This window comes from Arthrobacter sp. Y3221159 (assembly GCF_059089885.1).
Map to the genome: position 1 here is coordinate 80,889 of NZ_JBNHFC010000015.1, position 24,859 is coordinate 105,747.

The window sequence follows — 24,859 nt, forward strand, 5'->3', positions numbered from 1 at the left end:
CCGTAATGCCATCCCAAACCCTCAGAGGAGTCCGTCTTGTTTGACCCCACCCAGCTGCGCTCCTTCCTGGCGGTGGCCGAAACGCTGAGCTTCACCAAGGCTGCCGAGCGCCTGGGCCTGGCGCAGCCCACCATCAGCCAGCACGTCCGGAAGCTGGAAACGGCAGCCAAGCGGGTACTGATCACCAGGGACACCCGCGATGTCCGGCTTACGGACAACGGGGATGCGATGGCAGGGTTCGCGCGCAACATCCTGTCCGCCCATGACGCCGCGGCCCGCTATTTCTCCGGCTCGGCAATGCGCGGCCGCCTCCGATTCGGCACCGCGGACGATCTTGCCATCACCGGCCTGCCCCGGATCCTCCGTGAGTTCCGGCAGATCTATCCACAAATCAACCTTGAGCTGACGGTGGGCCAAAGCGACCAGCTGTACCGCAAACTCAACGCCGGCCAGCTGGATCTCGTTTTCGTGAAGTGGGTGGCCGGCGCCAAAGACGGCACCGTGGTGCAGCATGACTCGTTCTCCTGGGTGGGCCTGGAGCAGACCAGCCTGGAGCCGGGCACCCCGGTCCCGCTGATTGCCTACCCCTCGCCCAGCCTGAGCAGGAAACTGGCCATTGACGCCCTCGAGGCACACGGCAGGACCTGGCGCATCACCTGCACCACCCGCCAGATCAGCGGGGTGCTGGCCGCCGTCCGGGCTGGAATCGGCGTCGCGGTCATGCCGACGTCGCTGGTCCCGGAAGACCTGAAAATCATCACGCGGCGCTTCGACCTGCCCGCCGTAGGGGACGTCGACTTCACCCTGATCCGCAATCCCCTGGCCAACTCGGAGGTCATCGATGCCCTCACGCAGTCCATCGTGGGCAGGACCATCAACCGCCAGGCCTAGGAACGGGAACTTCGGCAGGCGTTACCTCCGGCCGAAGTAGGAGCAAAGCGCCACCCCGTGAAAGCTTTCCATTGATGTCAGAACGTTACCTAATCTATGCTGGTCTCCCATGGTCAAGCAGCTGGCCGGTTCTCTCACACGGGCGTGCCCTGCACAACAGAGCTCCCGCCCGGGACAGGCAGCCAATGAAGACAGCCAAGAACACCCATTTCAGTGCGGCCCATGCACACCCGCACACCTCTCCGCGGCCCGCAACCCGCCAATCGAACCTGGGCGCAGGAGTAGCAACCACAGATTCCGGCTACGTAGGCAAGCCAACCTGCGACAAGTGCCGTACCGACGAATTCATCTACCTCGAGTCCTATATACCGCCCACGTACCGGCGCGACGGCGCAGTAGCCACCCTTGGGGAAGTGGCCTACACCTGCACCCGCTGCGAGGACTTCTCAGCACACAGCGTTCCCGTGACATGGACGCCGCCCGGGTGGTACCTGGGCTGACAGCCGCAGGTCTCCTGCCGCGCAGCCAGCGCGGACACTGACAGCAAACAAGGCCGGGCGGCCACCCGAGAAGGTGGCCGCCCGGCCTTGTGTTGGCCTGCCCTGGTTAGATCAGGGCATCCGAGAGGTGGTTCGGTGTGCCGAAGCGGTGGGCCGTAATGCTGACTGCCTGCTCGTGCAGGAACGGCAGCAGTTCCACGCGGCCAGCCTCCGTGACCGGGTGGGCGTACACCGCCAGGTCGGGCCTGCCGCCGGTTGCCTCGGCGAGCGCGGCTGCGTCCCCGCCGATCAGCCGGACGCGCGCTCCGGACAGCTTGCCCGCGGATGCGAGGCGTCCTGCGGAAGCCAGCCAGCCGGCGTCGGACTCCACCGTCACATCGATGTCCAGCGCGGTAAGCACCGGGCGCAGCTGGGCGGGAGGTTCGACGGCGGTGGACACCGTGAGCTCCGATCCGGCCAGGACACCGGCTGCCACGGTCCGGACGAGGTCCGCGAGCGGCGCCCCTTCGGACAGGCGGATGGTGACGGGCAGGCTGCGGTAGCGGAAGATGTTGCGTTCCGCGCTCAGACCGGACACGTCCTTGGCGGTACCGAACTCCTCCGCCCAGGCCTCGGCGTCGGACGCCAAGGCACGCTGGACGGACTCCAGCTCGGCAGGCTCCAGGGCGGCGCCGGCGGCGTTGATGATGCGGCGGACACCCGGGTGGGCGACGGAGGCCGTCGCCGTGCTGCGGGCTGCGGTCCAGTCGCCCAGGCCGGCCAGGTAGTTGGGGCCGCCTGCCTTGGTGCCGGCGCCCACTGCGGACTTCTTCCAGCCGCCGAACGGCTGGCGCTGCACGATGGCGCCGGTGATGCCGCGGTTGACGTACAGGTTGCCGGCCTGGATGGAGTCCAGCCAGACGCCGAGTTCCTCGGAGTTGAGGGAGTGCAGGCCGGCGGTGAGGCCGTATTCGATCTGGTTCTGGATGGCGATGGCTTCCTCCAGGGTGTCCGCGGTCATCACGCCCAGGACCGGGCCGAAGAACTCGGTCAGGTGGAAGTAGGAACCGCGCTTGACGCCGTAGCGGACGCCCGGGCTCCACAGCTTTCCGCTCTCGTCCAGCTTCTTCGGCTCGACTGCCCAGTTCTCGCCTTCGCCCAGGGTGGTCAGGGCGTTAAGGAGCTTGCCGTTGGCAGGCTCGATGATGGGCCCCATCTGGCTGGTGGGATCCTGTGGGTAGCCCACCTTCAGTGAGGTGACGGCGTCGATCAGCTGGTTGTGGAAGCGCTTGGACTTGGCCACCGAACCCACCAGGATCACCAGGGACGCGGCGGAGCACTTCTGGCCGGCATGGCCGAACGCGGAGTAGGCCACGTCCTTGGCTGCCAGGTCCAGGTCCGCGCTGGGGGTGACGATGATGGCGTTCTTGCCACTGGTTTCGGCCAGGAGCGGCAGGTCCTTGCGGAAGGAGCGGAACAGCTCGGCGGTCTCGTAGCCGCCGGTGAGGATGACCCGGTCAACGGCCGGGTGGGAGATGAGCTGCTTGCCCAGCTCCCGCTCGCCCAGCTGCACCATGGTCAGCACGTCGCGGGGAACGCCTGCTTCCCAGAGGGCCTCGACCATCACGGCCCCGCTGCGGGCGGCCTGCTTGGCGGGCTTGATGACGACGGCGGAACCGGCGGCGAGTGCCGCCAAGGTGGACCCTGCCGGGATGGCGACCGGGAAGTTCCATGGCGGGGTCACCACGGTGAGCTTGGCAGGGACGAACGTGGCGCCGTCGACCTTGTCCAGCTTGCGTGCGGACTCGGCGTAGTAGTGGGCGAAGTCCACTGCCTCGCTGACCTCGGGGTCACCCTGGTCGATGGTCTTGCCGGTTTCGCTGGCCATGACCTCGAGCAGGTCGGCGCGGCGGGCCTCAAGGACGTCGCCGGCGCGGTGCAGGATCTCGGCGCGCTCGTCGCCGGAGAGCTCGCCCCAGGCCTTGCCCTGTTCGACGGCGGTGGCGATCACCGTGTTGAGGGTGGCTTCGTCCCTGATGGACGCGGCGGCCACGGAGGCGTTGCCCAGGGTGGAGGACGGGATGCGGTCCAGGATGGCCCGGCCCCAGTCACGGTTCGAGGGCAAGGACGGGTCGGTGTCCGGGGTGTTCCGGAAGCCGGTGTGCGGCATTGGGGTGGGCGGGAGGTTGCGGTTCTGCTGGCGGTTGGCCGGCGGCACGCTGTTGTCCAGGGCTTCCAGCGAGGACAGGAAGCGCTGCTTTTCCCGTTCGAACAGGGCCTCGTTCTCGCTCAGCTCGAACACCGCGGACATGAAGTTGTCCTGGCTGGCGCCTTCTTCGAGGCGGCGGATCAGGTAGGCGATGGCGACGTCGAACTCGGACGGGTGCACCACGGGGGTGTAGAGCAGCAGCGAACCGACGTCCTTCTTGACGGCCTCCGCCTGGCCCTGGGCCATGCCCAGGAGCATTTCGAATTCGATGCCCGATTCCACCCCGCGCTGCTTGGCCAGGAGCCAGGCGAAGGCGATGTCGAACAGGTTGTGGCCGGCGACGCCAATCCGGATGTTCTTGATCCGCTCGGGGTGCAGCGAGTAGTTGATGACGCTCTTGTAGCTGGTGTCAGAGTCCTGCTTGCTGCCCCAGGTGGCCAGCGGCCAGTCATGCAGGGAGGCCTCCACCTGCTCCATCGGCAGGTTGGCGCCCTTGACCACGCGGACCTTGATGGCGGCGCCACCGTTTGCGCGGCGTTCGGCTGCCCAGTCCTGCAGCCGGATCATCGCGGAAAGCGCGTCCGGCAGGTAGGCCTGGAGCACGATGCCGGCCTCGAGGTTCTTGAACTCTGGCTTGTCCAGGATCCGGGTGAAGACCGCGATGGTCATGTCCAGGTCCTTGTACTCCTCCATGTCCAGGTTGATGAACTTGGCCTTCCCGCCGCCCCCGGCAAAGGAGTTGGCCCGCTGGAACAGCGGAGTGAGCTTCTCGACGACGTGCTCCACGGCTTCGTCGAAGGCCCAGGCGGAGTGCGGGGCCACAGTGGAGGAAACCTTGATGGACACGTAGTCCACGTCGGGGCGGGCCAGCAGGGTATGGGTGCCTTCCAGCCGGCGCGATGCCTCGTGCTCGCCCAGCACTGCCTCGCCGAGGAGGTTGACGTTGAGCTTGATGCCGTCCTTCCTGATCTTGGCGATGGCCGGCCCCAGCTTGGCGTCAGTGGCGTCCACGATTAGGTGGCCCACCATCTCGCGGAGGACCTTGCGGGCAATGGGGATGACAACCTGCGGCAAGACGGGAGCAACGGTGCCGCCCAGCGCCACCGCGCTACGCATGTACCAGGGCAGGAATGCCGGAACCTTGGGGGCAAGCTTGGCCAGGTTGCGGGCGGCGACGTTCAAATCCTCGGGGCGGACCACGCCGTCCACGAAGCCCACCGTGAACTCCAGGCCGTTGGGGTCCTTGAGAACTCCGGCGAGCTGCTCTGCGGAAGCATCGACCGGAACCTTTGCGGCCTCGGTCAGCCAGCGGCGGACCAGGGCCACTGCGTCGTTCGCCAGGGCCTTGGCCTGCGGGACATCGACGTCGACAGTCTGCGGCGCAACACCGGCGGCAAGTGCCGGCTCCATTGCTACGTGGGTCATGGCTTTTCTCGTTCTTTCCTGGGGGTTCGGAGTGGTCTTATCCACCAGTATGCGCCTGCGTTCACATAAGATAAAGCGATGTTTTCTAAGCAATACAGGTTAGAAAAGCTGAAGCTTCAGCATCCCCGGAAACGCGACCTGGCGCTCCCCTAAAACCCTCTCTCACCTCCTGCGCTCAAACCCCAAACGCTCTCCCACCTTTCGCGGCAAAACGGCAAACCCTCCCGCACATGATGTGCAGGAGGGTTTGTCGAAAAGGCGCCGAAAGTGCCAGAGCGTTCCGGGAGAAGGCGCGAAAAGTGAGAGAGGGTCAGCGGAGGGGGCGGTGCATCTCCACGAGTTCCTCGTGCCGCGGACTGTCCGGGTTCATCAGGGAGTGCCTGCGGCCATAGAAGAAGTAGATGGCCAGGCCGATGACCAGCCAGACGCTGAACCGCAGCCAGGTTTCCCAGTGCAGCTGGAACATCAGGAAGGCCGATGCCAGGACACCGAAGGCCGGGATGACCGGCATCAGCGGCAGGCGGAAGGTCCGCGGGGCATCGGGGCGCTTGTAGCGGAAGATGATCACCGAGAAGCAGACGACGACGAACGCGGCCAGGATGCCGATGTTGGTGAGGTCCGCGACCTCCTTGATCGGGAAGACGCCGGCCAGGAAGGCCGAAGCTATGCCGGCGATCCAGGTGACCCGCTGCGGCGTGCCGTGCCGGTCCGTCTTGGAAAACCAGCCGGGCAGCAGGCCGTCGCGGCTCATGGCGAACCACACGCGGGTAACGCCCAGGAGGAAGGTGAGCATCACGGTGAGGATGGACAGCACCGCGAACACGGAGATGATGGTGGCGATGACCGGCAGGCCAACCCCGGTGAATGCCGAGGCGAAGCCGGCGGTGGGGTCGATGTCCTTGTAGTTCTGCATGCCGGTCAGGACCAGGGTGGCGGCCACGTAGAGCAGCATGGCGATGATGAGGGACAGGATGATGGCCTTGGGCATGTGCTTCTTGCCGTCGGTGGCTTCCTCGGCGGCGGTGCTCATGGCGTCATAGCCGAAGACGGCGAAGAAGACCGTAGCCGCGCCGGCCAGGACCGGGCCGAAGCCGCTGGGCATAAACGGGTTGTAGTTGTTGGTATCGATGTAGAAGACGCCCAGGCCGATGATGAAGAGGATCAGGATCACCTTGATGGCCACGGCGACGAGTTCGAACCGCCCGAAGGCCTTGGTGCCGCGGGAGAGGATCCAGGTGACCAGGAGGCAGACCAGGATGGCGGGGATGTTGACGATGCCGCCCTTGCCCTCGTCCGCCGTCGAGGTCATCCAGGCAGGCATGTTGATGCCGATGCCGGAGAGGAAGGCGTCAAAGTAGCCGGAGATGCCGATGGCCACCACGGCCACGATGGCAATGTATTCCAGCAGCAGGTCCCAGCCGATGAACCAGCCGACAATTTCGCCCAGCGCCACGTAGCCGTAGGTGTAGGCGGAACCGGCTCGCGGGATCATGCCCGCGAACTCGGCGTAGGACAGCGCCGCGGCCGCGGAGGCCAGACCGGCAACCAGGAACGAGATCAGCACCGCGGGCCCCACCCCGGGTGTTCCTTCGCTGCCGGCCGCCACCAGGCCTGCCAGCGAGAAAATGCCGACGCCGATGATGCCACCTACGCCGATGGCGGTGAGCTGCCACAGCCCGAGTGACTTGAACAGGCCACTGTGCTTGTTTTCTTCCTCAATGTCGTCAATCGGCTTGCGCCGCATGATCGACTGGCTCATATCTCTAGTGCTCATCAGGAACTCCTGCTTGGGGTGCGACCCCGCCGCGGCACGCCAAGAATTGGCTGTGACGGGGGTAACTCGATCACAACAGTATGCAAGCCTGCTTGCATTAGATAAAGTGACTACTTCTAACCTATATTCGTTAGTTTCGGTAAGGATTGCATCATGCTCGACGTCCGCCGGCTCCGGCTGCTCCGTGAATTGAGCATCCGCGGGACACTGGCCGAGGTGGCGGATGCACTCCAGTACAGCCCGTCGTCGGTATCGCAGCAGCTGGCCCTCCTGGAGAAGGAGGTGGGCGTGGAACTGCTCCGCAAGACGGGCCGGCGGGTGCAGCTGACGCCGCAGGCGGAGGTGCTGGTGGCGCACACCGCGCAGTTGCTGGAAACCATGGAACAGGCGGAGGCCGACCTGGCGGCATCCCTGACCACCGTCACGGGAACCGTACGGATCGCAGTTTTCCAGTCCGCGGCACTGGCGCTCATGCCGGACACGCTGACCCGGATGTCCGTTGCCTACCCCGAGGTGCGGATCGAGATGATCCAGCGCGAGCCGGAAACCGCGCTCCATGAGACCTGGGCGCGGGACTTCGACCTTGTCATCGCCGAGCAATATCCCGGGCATGCCGCCCCGCGCTACGCGGAGCTCGACCGGGTCAAGTTGACCACGGACGCCATCCGGCTTGCCGTCCCGCCGGAGTCCGACGGCGGTCCCGCCATCCGCGGGATCGAGGACACGGCGGAGCTCGCCTGGGTCATGGAGCCGCGGGGGGCAGCGTCGCGCCACTGGGCGGAGCAGGCCTGCCGCAGCGCAGGCTTTGAACCGGACGTGCGCTTTGAAACCGCCGACCTGCAGGCGCAGATCCGGCTCATTGAGTCCGGGAACGCCGTGGCCCTGATGCCGGACCTGGTATGGACGGGCCGGGGCACCACCGCCAAACTGCTGGAGCTGCCCGGCAAGCCGCACCGCACGGTGTTCACCTCGGTACGCCGTTCCAGCGCCAAGCGGCCCGCCATCCTTGCCGCGAGGGAGACCCTCGCGGCGGCCGCTGCCGCCATCGCGGCGAACGACGCCGGGTGACCCGCCGCCGTCGTAAGCTGCTGCCGGGAGTGTTCCCTGCGTCACTGCGACGGATCGGGGCCGGCGCTAGACTGGTGCCGTTATGAATCGAACAATGTTCAAGTCGAAAATCCACCGGGCCACCGTCACGCACGCTGACCTGCACTACGTGGGTTCAGTCACCGTTGACCTGGACCTGCTGGAGGCTGCCGACATCCTCCCCGGCGAGCTTGTCTCGATTGTGGACATCACCAACGGTTCACGGCTGGAGACGTACACCATCGCCGGCGAGCGCGGTTCCGGCGTCATCGGCATCAATGGCGCTGCGGCGCACCTGATGCACGAAAACGATCTCGTCATCCTGATTACCTATGCGCAGATGACCACCGAAGAAGCCAGGGCCTACGAGCCCAAGGTGGTCCATGTGGACGCCAACAACAAGGTGGTCCAGCTCGGCAACGATCCCGCCGAGGGCATCACCCCCGGCCTCCTGCGCCCGCCGTTCGCACTCAACAACGCCGACTTCTAACCGGAGCGTGGTCTCCGGTACGCTGCCCCGCCGCACCCCGCAGGTTCTTCATTGCTAGGAGTGCTGGCGGGCTTCTTTGTGGTGTGGTGCATCATCCTGGTGGGCTGGTTCGTGGGCCGGCAGAAGGTGCTGGGGGACAACGCCCGGCCGGTGCTGAGCTCCCTCACCTTCTTCGTGGCCAGCCCCGCGCTGCTCTTCGAAACGCTGAGCAAGGCCCGCCTGCAGGAAGTGTTCGCCGCTCCCCTGCTGGTCACGGCTGTTGCTGCCATCGCCACGGCGGCGCTCTTCTTCACGCTCGCCAAATTCTGGCTAAAACGTTCGCTGCCGGAGTCCCTGATGTCCTCCATGGCTGCCTCGCTGGTCAACTCGGCGAACCTCGGCATCCCCATCGCCGTCTACGTCCTGGGGGACGCGAGCTATGTGGCCCCGCTGCTGATCTTCCAGCTCGCCTTCTTCACCCCGCTGTTCCTGCTGATCCTGGACTCCAGCACCAGTTCGCACCGCACCACTCCCCTGAGCTTCATCTTCATGATCCTGCGGAACCCGATGATCGTGGGTTCCGCGCTTGGTCTGGTGGTTGCCGGCACGGGATTCAAGGTCCCGGAGCTGGTCATGGAACCGATCCACCTGATTGGCGGGGCTGCCATCCCGGCCATGCTGATCGCGTTCGGCATGAGCCTCAACGGGACCCGGCCGCTCCAGGCGTCATCGGCACGCCGAGTGGACACCCTGCTCGCCAGCGGTTTCAAGCTGGCCGTGCAACCGGCCCTGGCCTACCTCTTCGCCCGCTTCGCCATGGGGATGGAAGGGCACGCGCTGTTCGCCGTCGTCGTCATTTCGGCGCTGCCCACCGCCCAGAACGTCTTCGTGGCCGCCAGCCGGTACAAGACGGGACTTGCAGTGGCAAAGGACACCGTGCTGATTACCACCGTGGTGGCCGTGCCTGCGATGATCGGCGTCGCGCTGCTGCTCACATGATGGGAGAAAACTGATGGGAACCATCCTTGACACCGTGGTGATCGGAGGCGGGGCCATGGGCTCAGCCGCCGCCTGGGCATTGTCCGGCCGCGGCCGCCAGGTGACGCTGGTGGAGCAGTTCGGGCCCGGGCACGCTATCGGCGCATCGCACGGCAGCACCCGGAACCTCAACCCGGGCTACCACCGGCCCGAATATGTAGCCATGCTGGCCGAAAGCCTCGCCCTGTGGGACGACCTTGAGCAGGAAAGCGGCGAACAGCTGCTGGCACGCACCGGCATCGTCAGCCACGGCCCCGAGCCGCTGCTGCCCGAGGTTGCCGGCGCCCTGACGCAGGCGGGCATCCGCGCCGAATTCCTCCCCCGCGAGGAAGCGGCAGAACGGTGGCGCGGCATCCGCTTCGACCAGCAGGTCCTGCACATGCCAGACGGCGGCCAACTCAACCCGGAAGCCGCGCTTCCCGCCTTCCAGCGGCTGGCCGTTGCGCGGGGCGCCGACATCCGGCATCACACCAAGGTGGTGGACTTCCAGGTGATGGACGACGGCGTCCGGCTGGTTCTTGAGTCGGCGTCCGGTAGCGAGACGGTCAGCGCCGCCCAGGCGGTAGTGACTGCGGGCGGGTGGACGGGGAAGCTGCTGGGCATTGCCGGCGGCGCACTTCGGATTCCGCGGCTCACCGTCACCCAGGAGCAGCCCCTGCACTTCCGGGTTGTGGACGAGGGCGCTGTCTGGCCCGGCTTCAACCACTACCCCGGCACTGGCGCGGATTACCAGGGCTGGTACTCCCCCGTGTACGGGATGCTGACGCCCGGCGAGGGAGTCAAGGCCGGCTGGCACGGCACGGGGCCCGTAGTGGATCCGGACAGGCGGTCCTTCCAGCCCGAGCCTGTGCAGCTCGCGGCGCTGCGGGACTACGCCCGGACGTGGCTGCCGGGGGTGGACGCGGATTCCTTCGAGGCCGTCAGCTGCACCTACACCACCACCCCTGACGAGGACTTCATTCTGGACCGGATCGGACCCGTGGTCATCGGCGCCGGCTTCTCCGGGCACGGCTTCAAGTTCACGCCCGTGATCGGCCGGATCCTCGCAGACCTGGCCACGGGAACCCGCCCCGCGCCGGAGATCTTCCGCGCGTCACGGTAGCAGGCTCTACTTCCCGCCTCCCACCGCGTCCAGCAGGGTTTCCTAAATGGGCGGCCGTCACACCCGCGCGAGCCCGGCCGCCTGGGCCAGCAGCTCGACGGACCGCAGCCGCTCTTCGGTGCCGGTGCTCTGGTGCGCCACGATGAGCTCATCGGCGTCGGCATGCCTGCCGAAGCTGTCCAGGTAGTCCAGGACGACGTCGGGCGTGCCCACCGCGGAGTAGGTCATCATCTGCGAGACGTGCTGGCCCTGGGGCGAGTCGAGGATCATGTCCGCCTCGTCATCGGTGAACTCGCGTCCGCCACCGAAGAACAGGGAAACCCTCGCGCGCTTGGTGGCCTGCAGCATTGCCTGCGCCTCGGATGCTGAATCAGCGGCGATAACGTTCACGCCGGCGATGACGTGGGGAGCATCCAGCTGGGCCGACGGCTTGAACTCCCGCCGGTACATGGCGACGGCGTCCTGCAACGCAGTCGGGGCGAAGTGCGAGGCGAAGGCGTAGGGCAGGCCGAGCTGTGCAGCCAGCCGGGCACCGAACAGGGAGGAGCCCAGGATGTAGAGCGGAACATTGGTGCCCTTGCCCGGGGTGGCCTCCACGCCCTGGATGCGGGTGGGTCCCGTGAGGTAGCCCTGCAGTTCCAGGACGTCCTGGGGGAAGCTGTCCGCAGACATCGGATCCCGGCGGAGGGCCCGCATGGTGTTCTGGTCGCTGCCGGGCGCCCGGCCCAGGCCAAGATCGATCCGGCCCGGGTGGAGGGTTTCCAGGGTCCCGAACTGCTCGGCGATGGTCAGCGGCGAGTGGTTGGGCAGCATGATGCCGCCGGCGCCGAGCCTGATGCTCTCGGTGTGGGCGGCCACGTGGGCGATCAGCACACTGGTGGCTGACGAGGCGATGGAGGACATGTTGTGGTGCTCGGCGTACCATACCCGCCGGTATCCCAGCCGTTCCGCGCTCTGCGCCATGGCCACGCTGCCCGCGAAACTCTCTGCCGCCGTCTGGCCTTTGCCGATTGTTGCCAGGTCGAGGATGGAGAGCGGGAGAGTCACGTGGGTGCCGGCCTTTCGAAGCATTGCGTAGTTTTGCCCGTCGGATCGCGGCGGGCACGTCTGGCATAACGACGGCGGGCCCCGGCTTATTTCTAGGATGTGCGGAATACCCAGCACACTGACGAGGTTGCCGCCACTAAGCAACCAAGTGGAACAGACAGGAGAAACACCATGGCAAACATCCTGATGGTTGTCTCGGCAGCCGACTCCCTCACCATGAAGGACGGCAGCGAGCACCCCACCGGCTTCTGGGCGGAGGAGCTGGTAGTGGCCCACCAGACCCTGCTCGACGCCGGGCACACCATCCATGTCGCCACGCCCGGTGGCCGCAAACCCACGGTGGACCAGGTCAGCCTGGCGGCGGAGTCGGCCGGCGGCGAGGACCGGGCGAAAGGCTTCCGGGACTACCTCGAGGCGATCGACGGCGAGCTGTCGCAGCCGCTGGCGCTGGCCGGCGTCGACCCTTCCGGCTATGACGCCGTGGTGATGCCCGGCGGGCACGGGCCCATGGCGGACCTGTACAAGGACCCTGACCTTGGCAGGCTACTGGCCGCCGCCGACAGTCACGGCAAGATCATCGCGCCGTTCTGCCATGGTCCGGCCGGGCTGCTGAGTGCGACGGACGACGACGGCGCCTTCACGTTCAAGGGCCGCCGCCTCACCGTGTTCAGCAATGAGGAGGAGCTGGGCGGCGGCACGGGCGAAAACACTCCATGGCTGGTGGAGGACGCGTTGAAGGAGAAGGGCGCCGTCGTTGAGAACGGTCCGGCCTGGAGCTCCAACGTGGTCCGCGACGGCAACCTCATCACCGGGCAGAACCCGCAGTCCAGCGAGGACGTGGCCAAGGAAGTCATCAAGGCCCTGGGCTGAGGGTTTGGAGCCAAGGAAGTGGCCCGATCTTAGGTGACCGGGCCACTTCCGTTCGGCGCACGTCGTTGGGCGCCGGCTTCCACACGGCTTAGACGGCGCAGCCTCCCAGGGCGATCGTTCCGTCAATGGCTGCAATCTGCTTTTGAACGTCGCCGAGCCTGGCTGTAAGATCGTTCACCACCATTTTCTGTGCAGCGATGGCATCCTTGTTGGACTTCTTCTGGGCCTGCAGGTCGGCCAGCCTCTTCTGCTCCGCTGTGAGCTGAGTGTCCAGCCCCGTCAGTTGGGTCTGCAATGCGGCCAGGTTCGCTTCCGCCGCGGTGATCTCACCGTTCAGCTTGTTGAGCTGATCCAACAGGGGTTCAACCCGGGACTGCAGCGCCAGAATTTCCGCTTCCTTGGCCGCGATCTGGGCGTTCAGGTCGGTTACCTTACCGGCCAGATTCCCCGCAATCAGGTTAAGGCGGTCAATCTGAGCGGTCTTGTCGGCCACGGCTTCATTCGCTGCCGTGAGGGCTGACTCTAGCCCGGGCAAGGCGGCCTGCAGGTCCAGGATCTCGTCTTCCTTGGACTCGACAGCCGCCTCGGCAGAGGTCAACGCGCCATTGGCGTCCATCAGTGCGTCCTGCTTGGCCGCGAGGACGTTCTTCTGGTCGGTAACGGCCTGTTGGGCTTCAACTACCCCGGATACCAGCGAGGGCAGGGCATCCTCAAGGTCGGTAACAACCTTCTGCTGGGCTACAACGGCCTCTGCTGCATCGGCGGCTGCCTCCTCGAGAGCAGGCAGCTCCGCCCGCAGGTCAGTGAGTTGGCCCTGCTTTTCGACAACATCGTTGTTCGCAGAGGCCACCGCGTCCTGGAGCCCGGGCAGTTGGGCATTCAACGCTTCGATCTCGGTCTGCTGTGCAGAGACGGCATCATTCGCAATGTCGAGCACCTCTTGCAGCGGTGCCACTTTCTGCTGCAGTGCGCTGCTCTCCTCTTGCTTGGTGGCAAGCTGGGCATTCAGCGAGTCCACTTGGGTTTGAAGTGCCTTAAGGTCGCCCTTAAGGCCAGAAATCTGCGCGTTCTTGTCGGTGATCTGGGCGTTCACGCTGTCGAGCTCGCCCTGCTTAGCGTCGCGGAGGGCGATCAGCTCCCGCTTGCGCTGCGAGTTGCCGTTGATTGCGTCGATCTGCCGGTTAAGGTCCGCGATTTCTGCCGTTAGCGCGTCCTTGGTGGTCGTCAGGGCCTTCAGCTCGTTTTGCGCCGTTGTCAGCTGGGACTGCTTGGCTGCAATGGTCGTGTTGAGCGCGTTGATCTGGCCCTGCAGCGTGGTGATCGCCGTTTTGGCCGCCGCAATCTTCGCCGCGTTGTCATCCACCGCTTTCGCCGCTGCCGCCGCATCAGCCCGCAAAGTGACCAGCTCTGCCTCGGCATCGACGATGTCGGCCTCTTGGCCGGCGAGAGCTTCCGTGGCATCAGCCGCGACGGACTGCAGCGCGACGAGCTCGCCCTCGGCGCCGGTGATCTGGCCCTTCTTGTCGGTTAGGGCCTCATCCGCGGCCGTCGCTGCCGACTCCAGTTCGGTCAGGGTCTGTTCCGCGGCCGCAAGCTGATCCCTCGCCGTCTGAAGCGTGTCGGCTGCTGCAGCGCTGTCCGCCTCAAGCGCCGTCAGTTTTTCTTGGGCGTCCGCGACACCCTGCTGTGCGGCGGTAACAGCGGACGCAGCTTCCTCCGCCTGGGCGGTCAGCGTCTGCAGTTCGCCCTGGGCCTGTTCAATCTGGGTCTCTTTGGCGCTCACGGCACCAGCGGCGTCGGCGGCAGCCAGCTTAAGTGTCTCCAGCTCGGCTTGTGCCGTGGCCAGCTTTTCGCTGTTGGCCTGCTCATCTGCAACAACTTGCGCCAACTGGCCTTCCAGGTGGTCCGCCGCTGCCTCAGCGGCCAGCAAGTCCTCCTGAAGCGGTGAAAGCTCACTTTCAACGTCGGCTTTCTGTTCCCGCAGCCCAGCAAGCGCTGCCTCCGCGTCCGCGATGGCCGCGGTTGTGCTCGCTAGCTCCTGGTTCAACCTTTCCCATTCTGCCTGCGTTGCAGCCTCGTCGTCTGCCAGTTGCTGTTCCTGGGCCTCGAGATCGGCGATCGCCTTGTCCGTCGCTTCAATGTCGGCTTTGAGCCCGGTTTCCTGGTTCTGGAGCAGGGCCTTCTCAGCTTCCAGCTTCGCGATGGCGTCTGCGTTCTTCTTCGCGGCTGCCTTGAGAAGGTTTGCCTGGACGGCTCCCCGGTGTGCCTGCTGGTTGACCACACCGTTGCAGATGTTGGTATTGGACGTGGTTCCTGCGGCAAAGGCCGGCTGGACCAGAACCAGGCTGCTGGTGAGCAGGCCGGGCAGGACAACTGCTGCTGCAAGGCGGCGGGAGAGGACAGATTTGCTGGGGGGTGTGCGCATGTGAGCTCCTGTTGAGACCATCGGGCGGCCCACTCTGGCCGCTGCCTGCACTAAAGGTAAGTTCCAACCCACGCGGAGAACACGCGTAATTGGCCACCTGACTTTGCCCTTCAAGTACTCGTTTTCTGGAGCCGCCGGGCGGCGCGACTACTTGCTCTCTCCCCCGTCGCATCAGCCCAGTCACCGAATCAGCGCGGATTTATGCTGATACCCGGAGCAGCTTTCAGGTTCAGCAGAGAAAGGGACATGCAGTGGCGGATGGGACATACGACATCGACAACCGCTTGGCGCAATTACTGGGGAGGACCGTTCGAGTCGACACCGATGCAACCCTTGAGCTCACTGTTGTAGTCGACGGTACCGTCATCTCGGGGTCCGTGGTGTCGGAGCAGGCCTGGGAGCGGCGGCAAAATGATCAGATCCGGGTTGGCAGCCCGGACATCGCCAACGCCTTCGATTCGGAGGCTTCAAGCTTAAATGAACAGAGGCCTGAGCAGGACCCGTACCTTCACTTTCTTGGGCCGGTGCTTGTGACCGGGGGCCGGAAGGTTCGCCTGCAGGCAACAAGGGTCGATCTTCGGAAAGTCTCCGCCTGGAGTATCGGCAGGATGCCCGCCGACCAGGAATGGCACCGGCCTTCCTACGAGTGATCCCCACCGGAGCTGCAGCCTGCCGCTGCCGGCCTCCGCGGCGCCGGCAGCGGCCGCCGCTATGCTTGCGCCATGGCCAAGAAAACCACAGCAGAGAAGCTTGCCACCATCCAGAAGGGCTACGCCCTGGAAGGGGCCACCATCGAACTGGGGGCCGCCATCGTCGACGGCGAGCTTCACAAGGACGCTCCGGTGCGGCTGCCGCTGGCCATGATGAACCGGCACGGGCTGGTGGCAGGGGCAACCGGCACCGGCAAGACCGTCACGCTGCACATGATGGCCGAGCAGCTGTCCACGGCCGGTGTTCCCGTGTTCCTGGCGGATATTAAAGGTGATCTTTCCGGGCTGGCTACGGCGGCAACGGGCAGCGAAAAGCTCAGCGCGCGCACCGAAAGCATCGGCCAGCCCTGGCAGGGCCGGGCGTTCCCTGTCGAATTCCTGGCACTCGGCGGTGACGGCAACGGCGTCCCGGTCCGCGCCACGGTCTCGTCCTTCGGCCCCATCCTGCTCTCCCGCATCATGGAACTGAACGACACGCAGGAGTCCAGCCTCCAGCTGGTGTTCTACTTTGCGGACAAGAACGGCCTGGAACTGATCGACCTCAAGGACCTGAGGGCCGTCATCCAGTTTCTCACCTCCGCCGAAGGCAAGGACCAGCTGGAGGAGCTCGGCGGGCTGTCCAAAGCCACCGCCGGCGTGATCCTGCGGGAATTGGTGAACCTCGAAGCGCAGGGGCTTGAAAAGTTCTTCGGCGAACCGGAGTTCGATACGGCCGAGCTGCTACGCACCGCCCCAGACGGCCGGGGCGTGATCACCTGCCTGGAACTGCCCACGCTACAGACCAAGCCCATGTTGTTCTCCACGTTCCTGATGTGGCTGCTGGCCGATCTCTTTGAGGACCTCCCCGAGGCCGGCGACCTGAACAAGCCCAAGCTCGTGTTCTTCCTTGACGAGGCCCACCTGCTGTTCAACGGGGCGTCCAAGGCCTTCCTGGAGGCAATCACCACCACCGTCCGGCTCATCCGGTCCAAGGGCGTAGGCATCTTCTTCGTCACCCAGACCCCCAAGGACGTTCCGGCCGACGTCCTGGGCCAGCTGGCCAACCGGGTGCAGCACGCCTTGCGGGCCTTCACCCCGGAGGACGCCAAGGCCCTGAAGGCCACCGTGTCCACGTTCCCGGTCAGCGACTACGACCTTGAGGAAACCCTGACGTCCGCCGGCATCGGCGAAGCCGTCATCACCGTCATGAATGACAAAGGCGCCCCCACGCCGGTGGCCCATACCCGCCTGCGCGCGCCGGAGTCCGTCATGGGCCCCAGCGATGAGGCCGTGGTCCGAAGCACGGTGGCCGGGTCCGCCCTGCTGCCGAAGTACGGGACGGCCGTGGACAACCCGTCCGCCTACGAGAAGCTGACCGGCAAGGCCGCCGCGCCCACGGGCCCGGCAGCGGAAGTTCCCGGCCCCTTGGACGTCGATGTAGAGGCCCGCCGCATCGAGGAGGAGATCCTGGGCAGGCCGAGCAGCAGGACCAGCAGCAAAACCGCGCCGCGCCGGGACGAGACCCGTGGTGAGGCTCCCCGCAGGCAGCCGCAGCCCCAGCCGGGAGGCGGGATGATGGACGACCTGGGCGCGGTCCTTGGCGGCGCACTCGGCGGTGGCCTGAAGAGCATGGCCAGGTCCGTCAGTACCCAGCTGGGCCGTGAACTGTTGAGGGGCGTCTTCGGCACGTCATCCCGGCGCCGCCGCCGCTGACCACAGCGCTTTCCACGGCGCCCTGACCGGCTGTGCCGCACGCCGTCGTCGGACGCTTTCCCCACGCTTCCGCCCCAAGTAGGGGAGACACCAACTTTAGTGTGCGTTCGCACTAACGTTACTGTAAGGAACGTGCAGATGAGTCAAGCGTTGGTGAGGATAGCGGCCGGATGGCTGCTGGGCCTCATGCTTGCCGTGGCCGGAGCCATCGTTGCCGTGAACCTGGTGAACAACACCGTGGCGAGCCCGCAGCAGCCGGTCCGCGAGTATCTGGACGCCCTGCAGGACGGCGACGGCGGCAAGGCGCTGGGACTGCTGCGCGCCACCGTGCCGCCAAGCAACGCCGCAATGCTGGACGGGACCGGGCTGCAGACCGCTGCGTCCCGGCTCGCCAACGTGGAGATCGGCGACCCGCAGGAACGCCCTGGCGACCAGGTGGTGGTGCCGATGGAATACACAATTGACGGCAGCCGGCTCAGCACCGAATTCCTGCTGGAGAAAACCGGCACGGAATGGATCTTCTTCAACACGTGGGCGTTCGTCCCCACCCGCCTGCCCACCCTGGACATCACCGTGGTCAACGGCAACCAGGCGAACGTCAACGGCGTCCCGGTGAACATGCCCAACGGCCGGAACTCGTTCGCCGTCTTCTACCCCGGCGAGTACGAGGCTGCCCTGAACGGCCAGTACTTCTCCGCCCCCGCCACGCGGGCCACCGTGACGGCCCGCGACGTTCCCGTGGCACCGCTCAACCTGCTGACCCAGGCAACGGGCAAGCTGAAGGAAGACGTGGCGGACAAAGTCAAGGAGTTCCTGGACGGTTGTGCTGCGGAAGCGGCCAAGGAACAAAAGCTGCAGCCGGACTGCCCGTTCTACTACGCCAGCGACAACAGGGTGCAGGACGGCAGCATCAAGTGGACCGTCACGGAGTATCCCAACGTCTCCATCGAACCCTTCGACGGACGCTGGGTGGTGGCCCCGCTGGACGGCAAGGCCAAGGTGGAAGCGCTTCAGCAGAACTCCTTCACCGGCATCTGGTATCCCCTCGAGGCAGAGGTGGACTTCAGCTTCACCACGCGCCTGGACGTCTCCGGCGACGCGGTCAAAGTCACCCCGATGCTGAGCTTCTAGCTCGTTTGTTCTGGTCCTGCGCCACACTGGCCCAGTTTTAGCCGGTTTACGGTGATTGCACCTGCTGCCTCAAGCCGCACTGACTAATAAGTGGGCCGGTTTGGTTGCGGCCATCGCAGTGAACCGCGTGCCAGCACCTCCCGGACCTGTGACAGGACGCCTTCGGGCGCATGAACCACGTCATCGTAGATGAACCGAAGCACCGGCATGCCCTGCAATATTGCCGCGTTATCCCGGCGCCGGTCCTTCTTGAACTGCCGTGCCTCCAAGTGGAAGGCAAGCCCATCAATCTCCACGATCAGGAAACCCTCCAGCAGGAAATCAACCCGCCCTATCCCGGGAATCCATACTTGGGTTTCCGTAGTGATGCCGGCGTCACGAAACAGCACCCGGGCCAGGGTTTCCAGGAGGGAGTCGGCGCCATGTTCAACCTTGGACAATACCCGCCGGGCCGTACCACAGCGCCTGCCGTTCAGGTGGCGGAGGAGGTTAGACAGGTCAATGTCTCCACGGTTGTAGGCACACTCCACCATCACCAATGACTCGAGTTCGGGCAGGCACAGCAGTGCGTGGAGCAGTACATCAGGAAGTGCCGCGAGCGTCCGATGGCGGGGCACCTGCGTCAATGCCAGTCGGTGGCTCACGCACCGCACCGAGCTTCGGCCGTTGCTGTGCCAGTAATGGGGCATCGAAGGTGCCTTGAGTTGCCAAAGTCTGTACATCGGCGCCGCGGACACGCACGTCAACAGCCCCCGTGCACGCCCAGCCTCCACCAGATCCGACTCAGCATCGGCCACAGCCAGCAATCCGCGCTCCAGCCGCAGCACGCTGCCGTTCCGGACCGCCCGCCGCAAGTCCACATCCCTGGCACCGGCGGCCAGCACGTCACGCCTCAGCAGAACTCCCCCTGCGGCGCGAAGGATCTCTGTTGCATCCATCAGGCCACCATGCCTGCAGTTCCTGGCTTCGGGGAGGTACAGCCGCGGCTATGTGGATACCGGGGGCGCCCACTCTGGCCCGGTTTTTGCTGCAAAGCGCTATAAAAGTGGCCCGGTTTCCACTCTTTCGGAGCGAAAACCGGGCCGCTTTGGCGGCAGGACCCGTCAGTCCATGCCGCGGAGGTCCAGGACCAGCTCGGTGTCGCCGTCGGCCTGCAGGACCACCGGGATGCCCCAGTCCTGCTGGTACAGGTGGCAGGCGGCGTGGTCCGGGATCTCGCCGTCCTCGGTTTCGGGGCCGTCACAGGCGGCAGCGCGGGCGGTAATGTGCAGCACACCCTCCGGAACCTCGGATGAGAGCTCCACGGTGCGGAGCAGCCCCACGGATGTTCCGCCGCCGGACACCAGGAGCTCGGGCGGTGTGGAGGAGATCTTCAGCTGCGTGGGGTCGCCCCAGCGGTCGTCCAGCTTCTGCCCGGTGGGGGCGGTAAACCGGACAGTAAGCTCCAGCGGGCCCGGCGCTACCGGGCTCTTGGGCCGGTGCGTCTGGGACGCGCCCTCGTCCACCTGCTGCGCTTCCTTGGGGATGGGGACGTACACCAGCTGGTGCTGGTTGGCTTCCACCACTACAAGCAGCGGCTCGGAACCGGCGGACTGGGTGTGGTCCACAATGACATCGGAGGGTTCCAGGAGACCCCGCGCCAGGGTTGAGACCGTTCCCGCCGACGGGTCGTAGCGGCGCACGGCACCGTTGTACGTGTCGGCAATCGCCACGGAGCCGTCGGGGAGGACTGTCACGCCCAGCGGGTGCTGCAGGCGGGCTTCGGCGGCAGGACCGTCCCGGAAGCCGAAATCGAACAGGCCCTTGCCCACGGCGGACTCCACGGTGATGGTGCCGGCGTCATCAATCACCAGCTTCCGGAGCGCCGACGTCTCGGAGTCAGCTACCCAGATGTTGCCGTCGGCGTCCTCGGCCACGCCGGAGGGCTGCGCAAACCAGGCCTCGTGCGCGGGACCGTCCAGGAGCCCCTCCAGGCCGTTGCCGGCAATGATGTCCACTTCGCCGGATACGGGGTCGAAGCTGAAGATCTGGTGGGTGCCGGCCATAGCGATCACTACGGCATTCAGCTTGCGCGACCACACCAGGTCCCAGGGGGAGCTCAGCGACACCTCGAGGGGATGCTCGCTCAACCGGCCGGTGAATCCGGCCGCGTCCTCGTCCACGCGGGCCGGTCCGGCCTCCAGCAGGCGCTGGATGCCGTTGCCGGCCAGCGTGGAGGCCTTGCCGTCCGTGAGGGACAGCCCGCGCAGGCGGTGGTTGACGGAGTCGGCAATCACGACGTCGTAGCCAACCTTCGCTGCCACATCCTCCGGCAGCAGGACCAGGCCCTGGGGTTCGTTGAACTGCGCCGTGGCAGTGTCGCCGGCCGCCGGGCCATCAGCATAGCCCTTGGTGCCGGAACCGAAGGTGGCCAGGACCGTCTTGAAGTCGGTGCCGAGTTCCACCACCCGGTGGTGCCCGGTGTCGGTGACCAGCCAGGAACCCTTTTCAGCAGCATCCTTCACCGCGGCACCTGCTGCCGGGCCGCCGTCGGACGCCCCATCCGCACCGGAGCCGCGGCCGGCGGGAAGGAAGAGCGCCTTGCCGGGGAACCGCAGGGTGCCGGACGTCGGTTCGGGCGCCACGTAGGGGCCGGAGCCGCGGTGGAGGGTGCCCTTGGCGTCGTGCTCGGCGATGAGCTCGGGGATCAGCACGGCCAGGCCGTCCGCGTGGCCTTCACCCGAAAGGTGCGCCACGATGTAGCCCTCAGGGTCGATGACCACCAGGGTGGGCCAGGCGCGGGCGGTGTAGGCCTTCCAAGTGTCCAGCTCCGGATCGTCGAGGACCGGGTGGTGAATTTCGTAGCGCTCCACCGCCGCGGCAAGGGCCACAGGGTCTGCCTCGTGCTCGAACTTGGGTGAGTGGACGCCGACGGTCACCAGGACGTCCGAGTACTCCTCCTCCAGCGGACGCAGCTCGTCCAGGACGTGCAGGCAGTTGATGCAGCAGAACGTCCAGAAGTCCAGCAGCACGATCTTGCCGCGGAGGGCCTCAAGGTCCAGCGTTTTGCCACCGGTGTTCAACCAGTTGCGGCCCACCAGTTCAGAGGCGCGGACCCGGGCATGGGTGCGTACGGTTTCGCTCATCAGCGTCCTTCCAGCTTGTTGCGGTCAGCCAGCTTGGCGTCGCGTTCGGCCAATTTGGCAAACATATCGTTGTAAGCGGTGAGATCGGCGTCGTTATTCCTGTCCGCTGCCCGGTCCACCCGCTTGGTCTCCCGCGCGTCGGAACGGGACCACATGATGGCGACGCCGATCGCCACCAGGAGGGTGGGCACCTCGCCGATCCCCCAAGCCACTGCGCCGCCTTTCTGCTGGTCCACCAGCGCGGAGTCTCCCCAGGCCCGGCCCAGGTTGCCGAAGTAGTCGGCGGCCAGGAGGTTGTCCCCGCCCATGATGGCGACGCCAAAGAAGGCATGGAAGCCCATGGTGGCCAGCAGGAGGAGCAGCCGCAGCGGATAGGGCGCACGTCGGGGCAGCGGGTCCGTGCCGATCATGGTCAGGATGAAAATGTAGCCGGTCAGCAGGAAGTGCACGATCATCAGCTCGTGGCCCACGTGCTCGCGCATCGCGAAGCCGAACAGGTCCGAGTAGTAGAACAGCACAATCGAGCCGGCGAAGTTGGCCGCCGCGAAGAGCGGGTGGGTGACCACCTGCGAGAACTTCGAGTGTATGAAGACCAGGATCCACTCGCGGGCACCGCGAGTACCGTCGCCGCGGGGCTGCAGGGCGCGGAGCGCGAGGGTAACCGGGGCGCCCAGCACCAGGAAGATGGGGGCCACCATGGTCAGTGCCATGTGGTCCACCATGTGCGCGGAGAACAGTATGCGGCCGTAGACCGACGGCGGACCGGAGGTGATGTAGGTCAGCACCAGCAGGCCGATCACCCAGTTGATCGACCGGAACCACTGCCACGAGTCGCCGCGGCGGTGGATTTTGGCAACACCCAGGAAGTAGGACACCAGGCCAAACAGCGCGACGGCGATCCACAGCCAGTCCAGACGCCATTCCGTCAGCCAGCGCTCCGGCGTGAGCTCCGGGGGAAGTTCATAGCCGGTGAGGATGAAAGCGGGCGAGGCGTCCGGCGCGTACGTGGTGGGCTGCGGCGGAGCCGAACGGCCCAGTGCGACGGCGACGCCGGACGTTGCGCCCATCACCAGGAGCTCCGCGAGGACCAGCTGCCAGAGCACCCGCCGGGACGACATAGTGTTGCCCTTGCGGCCCAGCTGCGGGATAACCCACTGGCGGTGCATGAAGCCGATTCCGCCCAGCACCAGCGTGGCGGCGGTCTTGGCCAGGATCAGCTGGCCGTACGCGGAGCCGAAGAGGTCGGCCCAGTTGGTGATGCGGATGCTCGCGTTGATGACGCCGGAGGCGAGCACCAGCACGAAGGCGAACCCGGCGAGGCTGGAGAACCTCCTGAGCGTGGCCTCGGTGATGTCTCCGGCGGCCCCTGCCTTGGCGCCGGTCAGGATGCCGGAGAGCAGGGCCAGCATGATGATGCCGCCCACCCAGGTGCTGACGCCCACCAAGTGCAGGCCCAGGGAGTTGATGGCGCCCTCGTGGTCCGAAGAGCTGGAGGAGTGTCCGATCAGGGCTGTGGGCACGAGCCCTATCAGAGCCAGGATGAGCGTGAGCCCAAGTCCCCCAAGCGACCTGACGCCGAACAGGGCTGTGGTTACCACTGCCGCGATAATGGTGACCGCCAGCCAGGCGCGGCCGGTTTCGATGTCGGTCATGAAGTACACGAGGGCCTGGGTGAACTCTGCGTCACCTGACAGGCCCTGGCCAGCCACGTCCGCATAGGTGAGGACCAGGACGGCGATGGCCGAGAGCGTCCAGGCTGCGCCGGCGGCCGCCGCTGCCGCCAGGGCCCTGCTGAAGGCGGGGTGCTCCGGGCCTTCGTTGCCATCGGCCCTGCCCCTGCTATGGGGGGCCAGGTTCCTCGGCAGGATACCGACGGCGAAGACCAGGCCCCCGATGACCGTCGCCAGTGAAATGTTGTGGAGGGCCTTGCTGACGGGAAGTCCCCATCGGACCAAGGCGCCTGGATCCGCTACGCCGCGGGTGGCAGCGGCGCCGGAAAAGATGAGGGCCGCCGTCAGGCCCAGGAACAGGGTTGCCAGTCCCGCGAGCTGCCATGGGATGGAGACACCCAGGGCATCACCGCCCGGTGCCCGTCCGCCTTTGCCAGCGGGCAGGGGTGTGGTGAATTGGGATTTTGCGGCAGAAGACACCATTCCATTGTCCGCTACGCCCGCCCGGGCCGCGAATCTGCCGATCAGAGGGCAGGGCTCACGCAAAAGGGGCGGCAACCGTCCGGTTGCCGCCCCTTTTCTGTCCGGCCCGCCGCTAGGATGGCGGACCGAGAAGAAGTTGCCTACTTCTTGTTGGAGACCGCAGCCTTCAGCTTGGAGCCGGCGGTCAGCTTAACGCTGTGGCCTGCTGCGATCTGGATGGTTTCACCCGTCTGCGGGTTGCGGCCGGTGCGAGCTGCACGGTCGGTACGCTCGACGGCGAGCCAGCCCGGGATGGTGATCTTCTCGCCCGCGGCGACGGAAGTCTCGAAAACCTCGAACAGTGCGTCGAGGACGGAGTTGACGGCTGCCTGGCTGGTGCCGGCCTTGCCCGCTACCTCTGCAACAAGTTCACTACGGTTCTTAGCCATTTATGTCCTCCTGGACGATCATGATTCTGGAGCCTCTACGCGGCATGCGCACAAGCCACTGTTCGAAAACTTACCAGCTTGGGCGGTCGAGGGCCGCAAATTCCGCGTGTTTCCGCGACTTTTTGAGGTTAATCACCGGATTTTGGGGGGTTTGCGGCCCTTCCGGCGGCCCGGTGATCCTTTAGATTCCCCGCTGTGGAACCCCTCGCAGGCACGCTCTCTCAGTTCCTGCGGTGTTTACCCGGATGCTCTCCCACTTGTGGTGGTGTCTTCGCCGATGCGCGCTCACTTTTGGTGGTTCCGGGCCGGACGCGTGGGCGGTCGTTCCTGGGGAGGGTGGGCGGGGGTTGGTGCCAGAGCCGCCGCGGGTGGGCGGGGGTTGGGTGGGGGTTAAAGTGGTAGGGCCCTGACAGTGTTTGTCAGGGCCCTACTAATGTTATGTCCGGCGGTGTCCTACTCTCCCACACCCTCCCGGGTGCAGTACCATCGGCGCTGTGGGTCTTAGCTTCCGGGTTCGGAATGGGACCGGGCGTTTCCCCCACGCTATGACCGCCGTAACCCTTCTACCCGTCACCAACCCGCGGGGGTGGTGTGGGAAATCTGTGGTTACAACATGGTGGTGTTGTATTCAGTTATTTTGGTTCCGTGCAACCGTGACCCTGGGGGTTGTTGGTTGGGAACCACATAGTGGACGCTTGCAGTGTTTGTTTTGTGGTGTAAGTTGTTGGCCTATTAGTACCGGTCAGCTTCACGAGTCGTTAGTCCTCGCTTCCACATCCGGCCTATCAACCCAGTGGTCTGGCTG

18 protein-coding genes and 1 rRNA gene are annotated in these 24,859 nt (G+C 65.8%); 10 read left to right on the forward strand and 9 right to left on the reverse strand.

All coding sequences use genetic code 11. From position 1 onward, the window contains the following. Positions 1–36 precede the first annotated feature (36 nt). Positions 37–891, forward strand: a complete 855-nt coding sequence (locus AC5RT3_RS15585) for a LysR substrate-binding domain-containing protein (protein WP_494053027.1) — start codon at positions 37–39, stop codon at positions 889–891. A gap of 185 nt (positions 892–1,076) precedes the next feature. Further along, positions 1,077–1,391 (forward strand): hypothetical protein, encoded by a 315-nt coding sequence (locus AC5RT3_RS15590; RefSeq protein ID WP_494053026.1) that lies wholly within the window; start codon positions 1,077–1,079, stop codon positions 1,389–1,391. Positions 1,392–1,497: 106 nt separating this feature from the next. Here AC5RT3_RS15590 and AC5RT3_RS15595 read toward each other — a convergent pair whose 3' ends face one another. Both AC5RT3_RS15595 and AC5RT3_RS15600 read right to left on the reverse strand, forming a co-directional pair. Then, complete coding sequence (locus tag AC5RT3_RS15595; protein WP_494124614.1) at positions 1,498–5,004, reverse strand: bifunctional proline dehydrogenase/L-glutamate gamma-semialdehyde dehydrogenase; 3,507 nt, start codon at positions 5,002–5,004, stop codon at positions 1,498–1,500. 310 nt (positions 5,005–5,314) lie between these two features. After that, positions 5,315–6,778: an amino acid permease gene (locus AC5RT3_RS15600; protein ID WP_494124615.1), complete on the reverse strand. Its 1,464-nt coding sequence runs from the start codon at positions 6,776–6,778 to the stop codon at positions 5,315–5,317. Positions 6,779–6,931: 153 nt separating this feature from the next. Between AC5RT3_RS15600 and AC5RT3_RS15605 the strand changes: the two genes are divergently transcribed. The 4 genes from AC5RT3_RS15605 (at position 6,932) to AC5RT3_RS15620 (ending at position 10,473) form a co-directional block, all read left to right on the forward strand. Next, positions 6,932–7,846, forward strand: coding sequence for a LysR substrate-binding domain-containing protein (locus AC5RT3_RS15605; RefSeq protein WP_494124616.1), 915 nt, complete (start codon positions 6,932–6,934; stop codon positions 7,844–7,846). An 82-nt stretch (positions 7,847–7,928) separates the two neighbouring features. Then, the gene (gene panD, locus AC5RT3_RS15610; protein ID WP_494009890.1) at positions 7,929–8,354 is read left to right on the forward strand and encodes an aspartate 1-decarboxylase; all 426 of its coding nucleotides are present in this window, start codon (positions 7,929–7,931) and stop codon (positions 8,352–8,354) included. A 51-nt stretch (positions 8,355–8,405) separates the two neighbouring features. Further along, positions 8,406–9,332: an AEC family transporter gene (locus AC5RT3_RS15615; protein ID WP_494124617.1), complete on the forward strand. Its 927-nt coding sequence runs from the start codon at positions 8,406–8,408 to the stop codon at positions 9,330–9,332. 13 nt (positions 9,333–9,345) lie between these two features. After that, positions 9,346–10,473, forward strand: a complete 1,128-nt coding sequence (locus AC5RT3_RS15620) for an FAD-dependent oxidoreductase (protein WP_494124618.1) — start codon at positions 9,346–9,348, stop codon at positions 10,471–10,473. Positions 10,474–10,530: 57 nt separating this feature from the next. On the opposite strand, the gene AC5RT3_RS15625 is transcribed toward AC5RT3_RS15620, so the two are convergent. Further along, positions 10,531–11,520, reverse strand: a complete 990-nt coding sequence (locus tag AC5RT3_RS15625) for an LLM class flavin-dependent oxidoreductase (protein WP_494053023.1) — start codon at positions 11,518–11,520, stop codon at positions 10,531–10,533. A 171-nt stretch (positions 11,521–11,691) separates the two neighbouring features. Here AC5RT3_RS15625 and AC5RT3_RS15630 point away from each other — a divergent pair, with 171 nt between their 5' ends. Next, positions 11,692–12,390 (forward strand): type 1 glutamine amidotransferase domain-containing protein, encoded by a 699-nt coding sequence (locus AC5RT3_RS15630; RefSeq protein ID WP_494053022.1) that lies wholly within the window; start codon positions 11,692–11,694, stop codon positions 12,388–12,390. Between the two features lie 88 nt (positions 12,391–12,478). Here the strand turns inward: AC5RT3_RS15630 and AC5RT3_RS15635 are convergent, their stop codons facing one another. After that, complete coding sequence (locus AC5RT3_RS15635) at positions 12,479–14,815, reverse strand: coiled-coil domain-containing protein (protein ID WP_494124619.1); 2,337 nt, start codon at positions 14,813–14,815, stop codon at positions 12,479–12,481. 251 nt (positions 14,816–15,066) lie between these two features. Here AC5RT3_RS15635 and AC5RT3_RS15640 point away from each other — a divergent pair, with 251 nt between their 5' ends. From AC5RT3_RS15640 to AC5RT3_RS15650, 3 genes are all read left to right on the forward strand, one after another. Further along, a complete protein-coding gene (locus AC5RT3_RS15640; RefSeq protein WP_494124620.1) occupies positions 15,067–15,465 on the forward strand; it encodes a GvpU-like protein in 399 nt (132 codons plus the stop codon). 72 nt (positions 15,466–15,537) lie between these two features. Then, positions 15,538–17,217 carry a helicase HerA-like domain-containing protein gene (locus AC5RT3_RS15645; RefSeq protein WP_494124621.1) on the forward strand — a complete coding sequence of 560 codons (1,680 nt, stop codon included), beginning with the start codon at positions 15,538–15,540 and terminating at the stop codon, positions 17,215–17,217. 138 nt (positions 17,218–17,355) lie between these two features. Beyond that, complete coding sequence (locus AC5RT3_RS15650; RefSeq protein WP_494053018.1) at positions 17,356–18,348, forward strand: hypothetical protein; 993 nt, start codon at positions 17,356–17,358, stop codon at positions 18,346–18,348. Positions 18,349–18,431: 83 nt separating this feature from the next. Here the strand turns inward: AC5RT3_RS15650 and AC5RT3_RS15655 are convergent, their stop codons facing one another. The 5 genes from AC5RT3_RS15655 to rrf form a co-directional block, all read right to left on the reverse strand. Beyond that, positions 18,432–19,286 (reverse strand): endonuclease domain-containing protein, encoded by an 855-nt coding sequence (locus tag AC5RT3_RS15655; RefSeq protein ID WP_494124622.1) that lies wholly within the window; start codon positions 19,284–19,286, stop codon positions 18,432–18,434. Between the two features lie 165 nt (positions 19,287–19,451). After that, entirely contained in the window at positions 19,452–21,473 is a 2,022-nt protein-coding gene (locus AC5RT3_RS15660; RefSeq protein WP_494124623.1) for an NHL domain-containing thioredoxin family protein, read from the reverse strand. Further along, positions 21,473–23,626 (reverse strand): bifunctional copper resistance protein CopD/cytochrome c oxidase assembly protein, encoded by a 2,154-nt coding sequence (locus AC5RT3_RS15665; protein ID WP_494124624.1) that lies wholly within the window; start codon positions 23,624–23,626, stop codon positions 21,473–21,475. Before AC5RT3_RS15665 ends, AC5RT3_RS15660 begins: the two co-directional genes overlap by 1 nt. 140 nt (positions 23,627–23,766) lie before the next feature. Then, complete coding sequence (locus tag AC5RT3_RS15670; RefSeq protein ID WP_009358243.1) at positions 23,767–24,054, reverse strand: HU family DNA-binding protein; 288 nt, start codon at positions 24,052–24,054, stop codon at positions 23,767–23,769. Positions 24,055–24,494: 440 nt separating this feature from the next. After that, positions 24,495–24,611, reverse strand: a 5S ribosomal RNA gene (gene rrf / locus AC5RT3_RS15675). Positions 24,612–24,859 lie beyond the last annotated feature (248 nt).

Excerpts from the sequence above, each read along its gene's own strand:
- AC5RT3_RS15590 (WP_494053026.1), top strand. The coding sequence starts at position 1,077 with ATGAAGACAGCCAAGAACACCCATTTCAGTGCGGCCCATGCACACCCG.
- AC5RT3_RS15595 (WP_494124614.1), bottom strand. The coding sequence starts at position 5,004 with ATGACCCACGTAGCAATGGAGCCGGCACTTGCCGCCGGTGTTGCGCCG.
- AC5RT3_RS15600 (WP_494124615.1), bottom strand. The coding sequence starts at position 6,778 with ATGAGCACTAGAGATATGAGCCAGTCGATCATGCGGCGCAAGCCGATT.
- AC5RT3_RS15605 (WP_494124616.1), top strand. The coding sequence starts at position 6,932 with ATGCTCGACGTCCGCCGGCTCCGGCTGCTCCGTGAATTGAGCATCCGC.
- panD (WP_494009890.1), top strand. The coding sequence starts at position 7,929 with ATGAATCGAACAATGTTCAAGTCGAAAATCCACCGGGCCACCGTCACG.
- AC5RT3_RS15620 (WP_494124618.1), top strand. The coding sequence starts at position 9,346 with ATGGGAACCATCCTTGACACCGTGGTGATCGGAGGCGGGGCCATGGGC.
- AC5RT3_RS15630 (WP_494053022.1), top strand. The coding sequence starts at position 11,692 with ATGGCAAACATCCTGATGGTTGTCTCGGCAGCCGACTCCCTCACCATG.
- AC5RT3_RS15635 (WP_494124619.1), bottom strand. The coding sequence starts at position 14,815 with ATGCGCACACCCCCCAGCAAATCTGTCCTCTCCCGCCGCCTTGCAGCA.
- AC5RT3_RS15645 (WP_494124621.1), top strand. The coding sequence starts at position 15,538 with ATGGCCAAGAAAACCACAGCAGAGAAGCTTGCCACCATCCAGAAGGGC.
- AC5RT3_RS15650 (WP_494053018.1), top strand. The coding sequence starts at position 17,356 with ATGAGTCAAGCGTTGGTGAGGATAGCGGCCGGATGGCTGCTGGGCCTC.
- AC5RT3_RS15655 (WP_494124622.1), bottom strand. The coding sequence starts at position 19,286 with ATGGATGCAACAGAGATCCTTCGCGCCGCAGGGGGAGTTCTGCTGAGG.
- AC5RT3_RS15660 (WP_494124623.1), bottom strand. The coding sequence starts at position 21,473 with ATGAGCGAAACCGTACGCACCCATGCCCGGGTCCGCGCCTCTGAACTG.
- AC5RT3_RS15665 (WP_494124624.1), bottom strand. The coding sequence starts at position 23,626 with ATGGTGTCTTCTGCCGCAAAATCCCAATTCACCACACCCCTGCCCGCT.
- AC5RT3_RS15670 (WP_009358243.1), bottom strand. The coding sequence starts at position 24,054 with ATGGCTAAGAACCGTAGTGAACTTGTTGCAGAGGTAGCGGGCAAGGCC.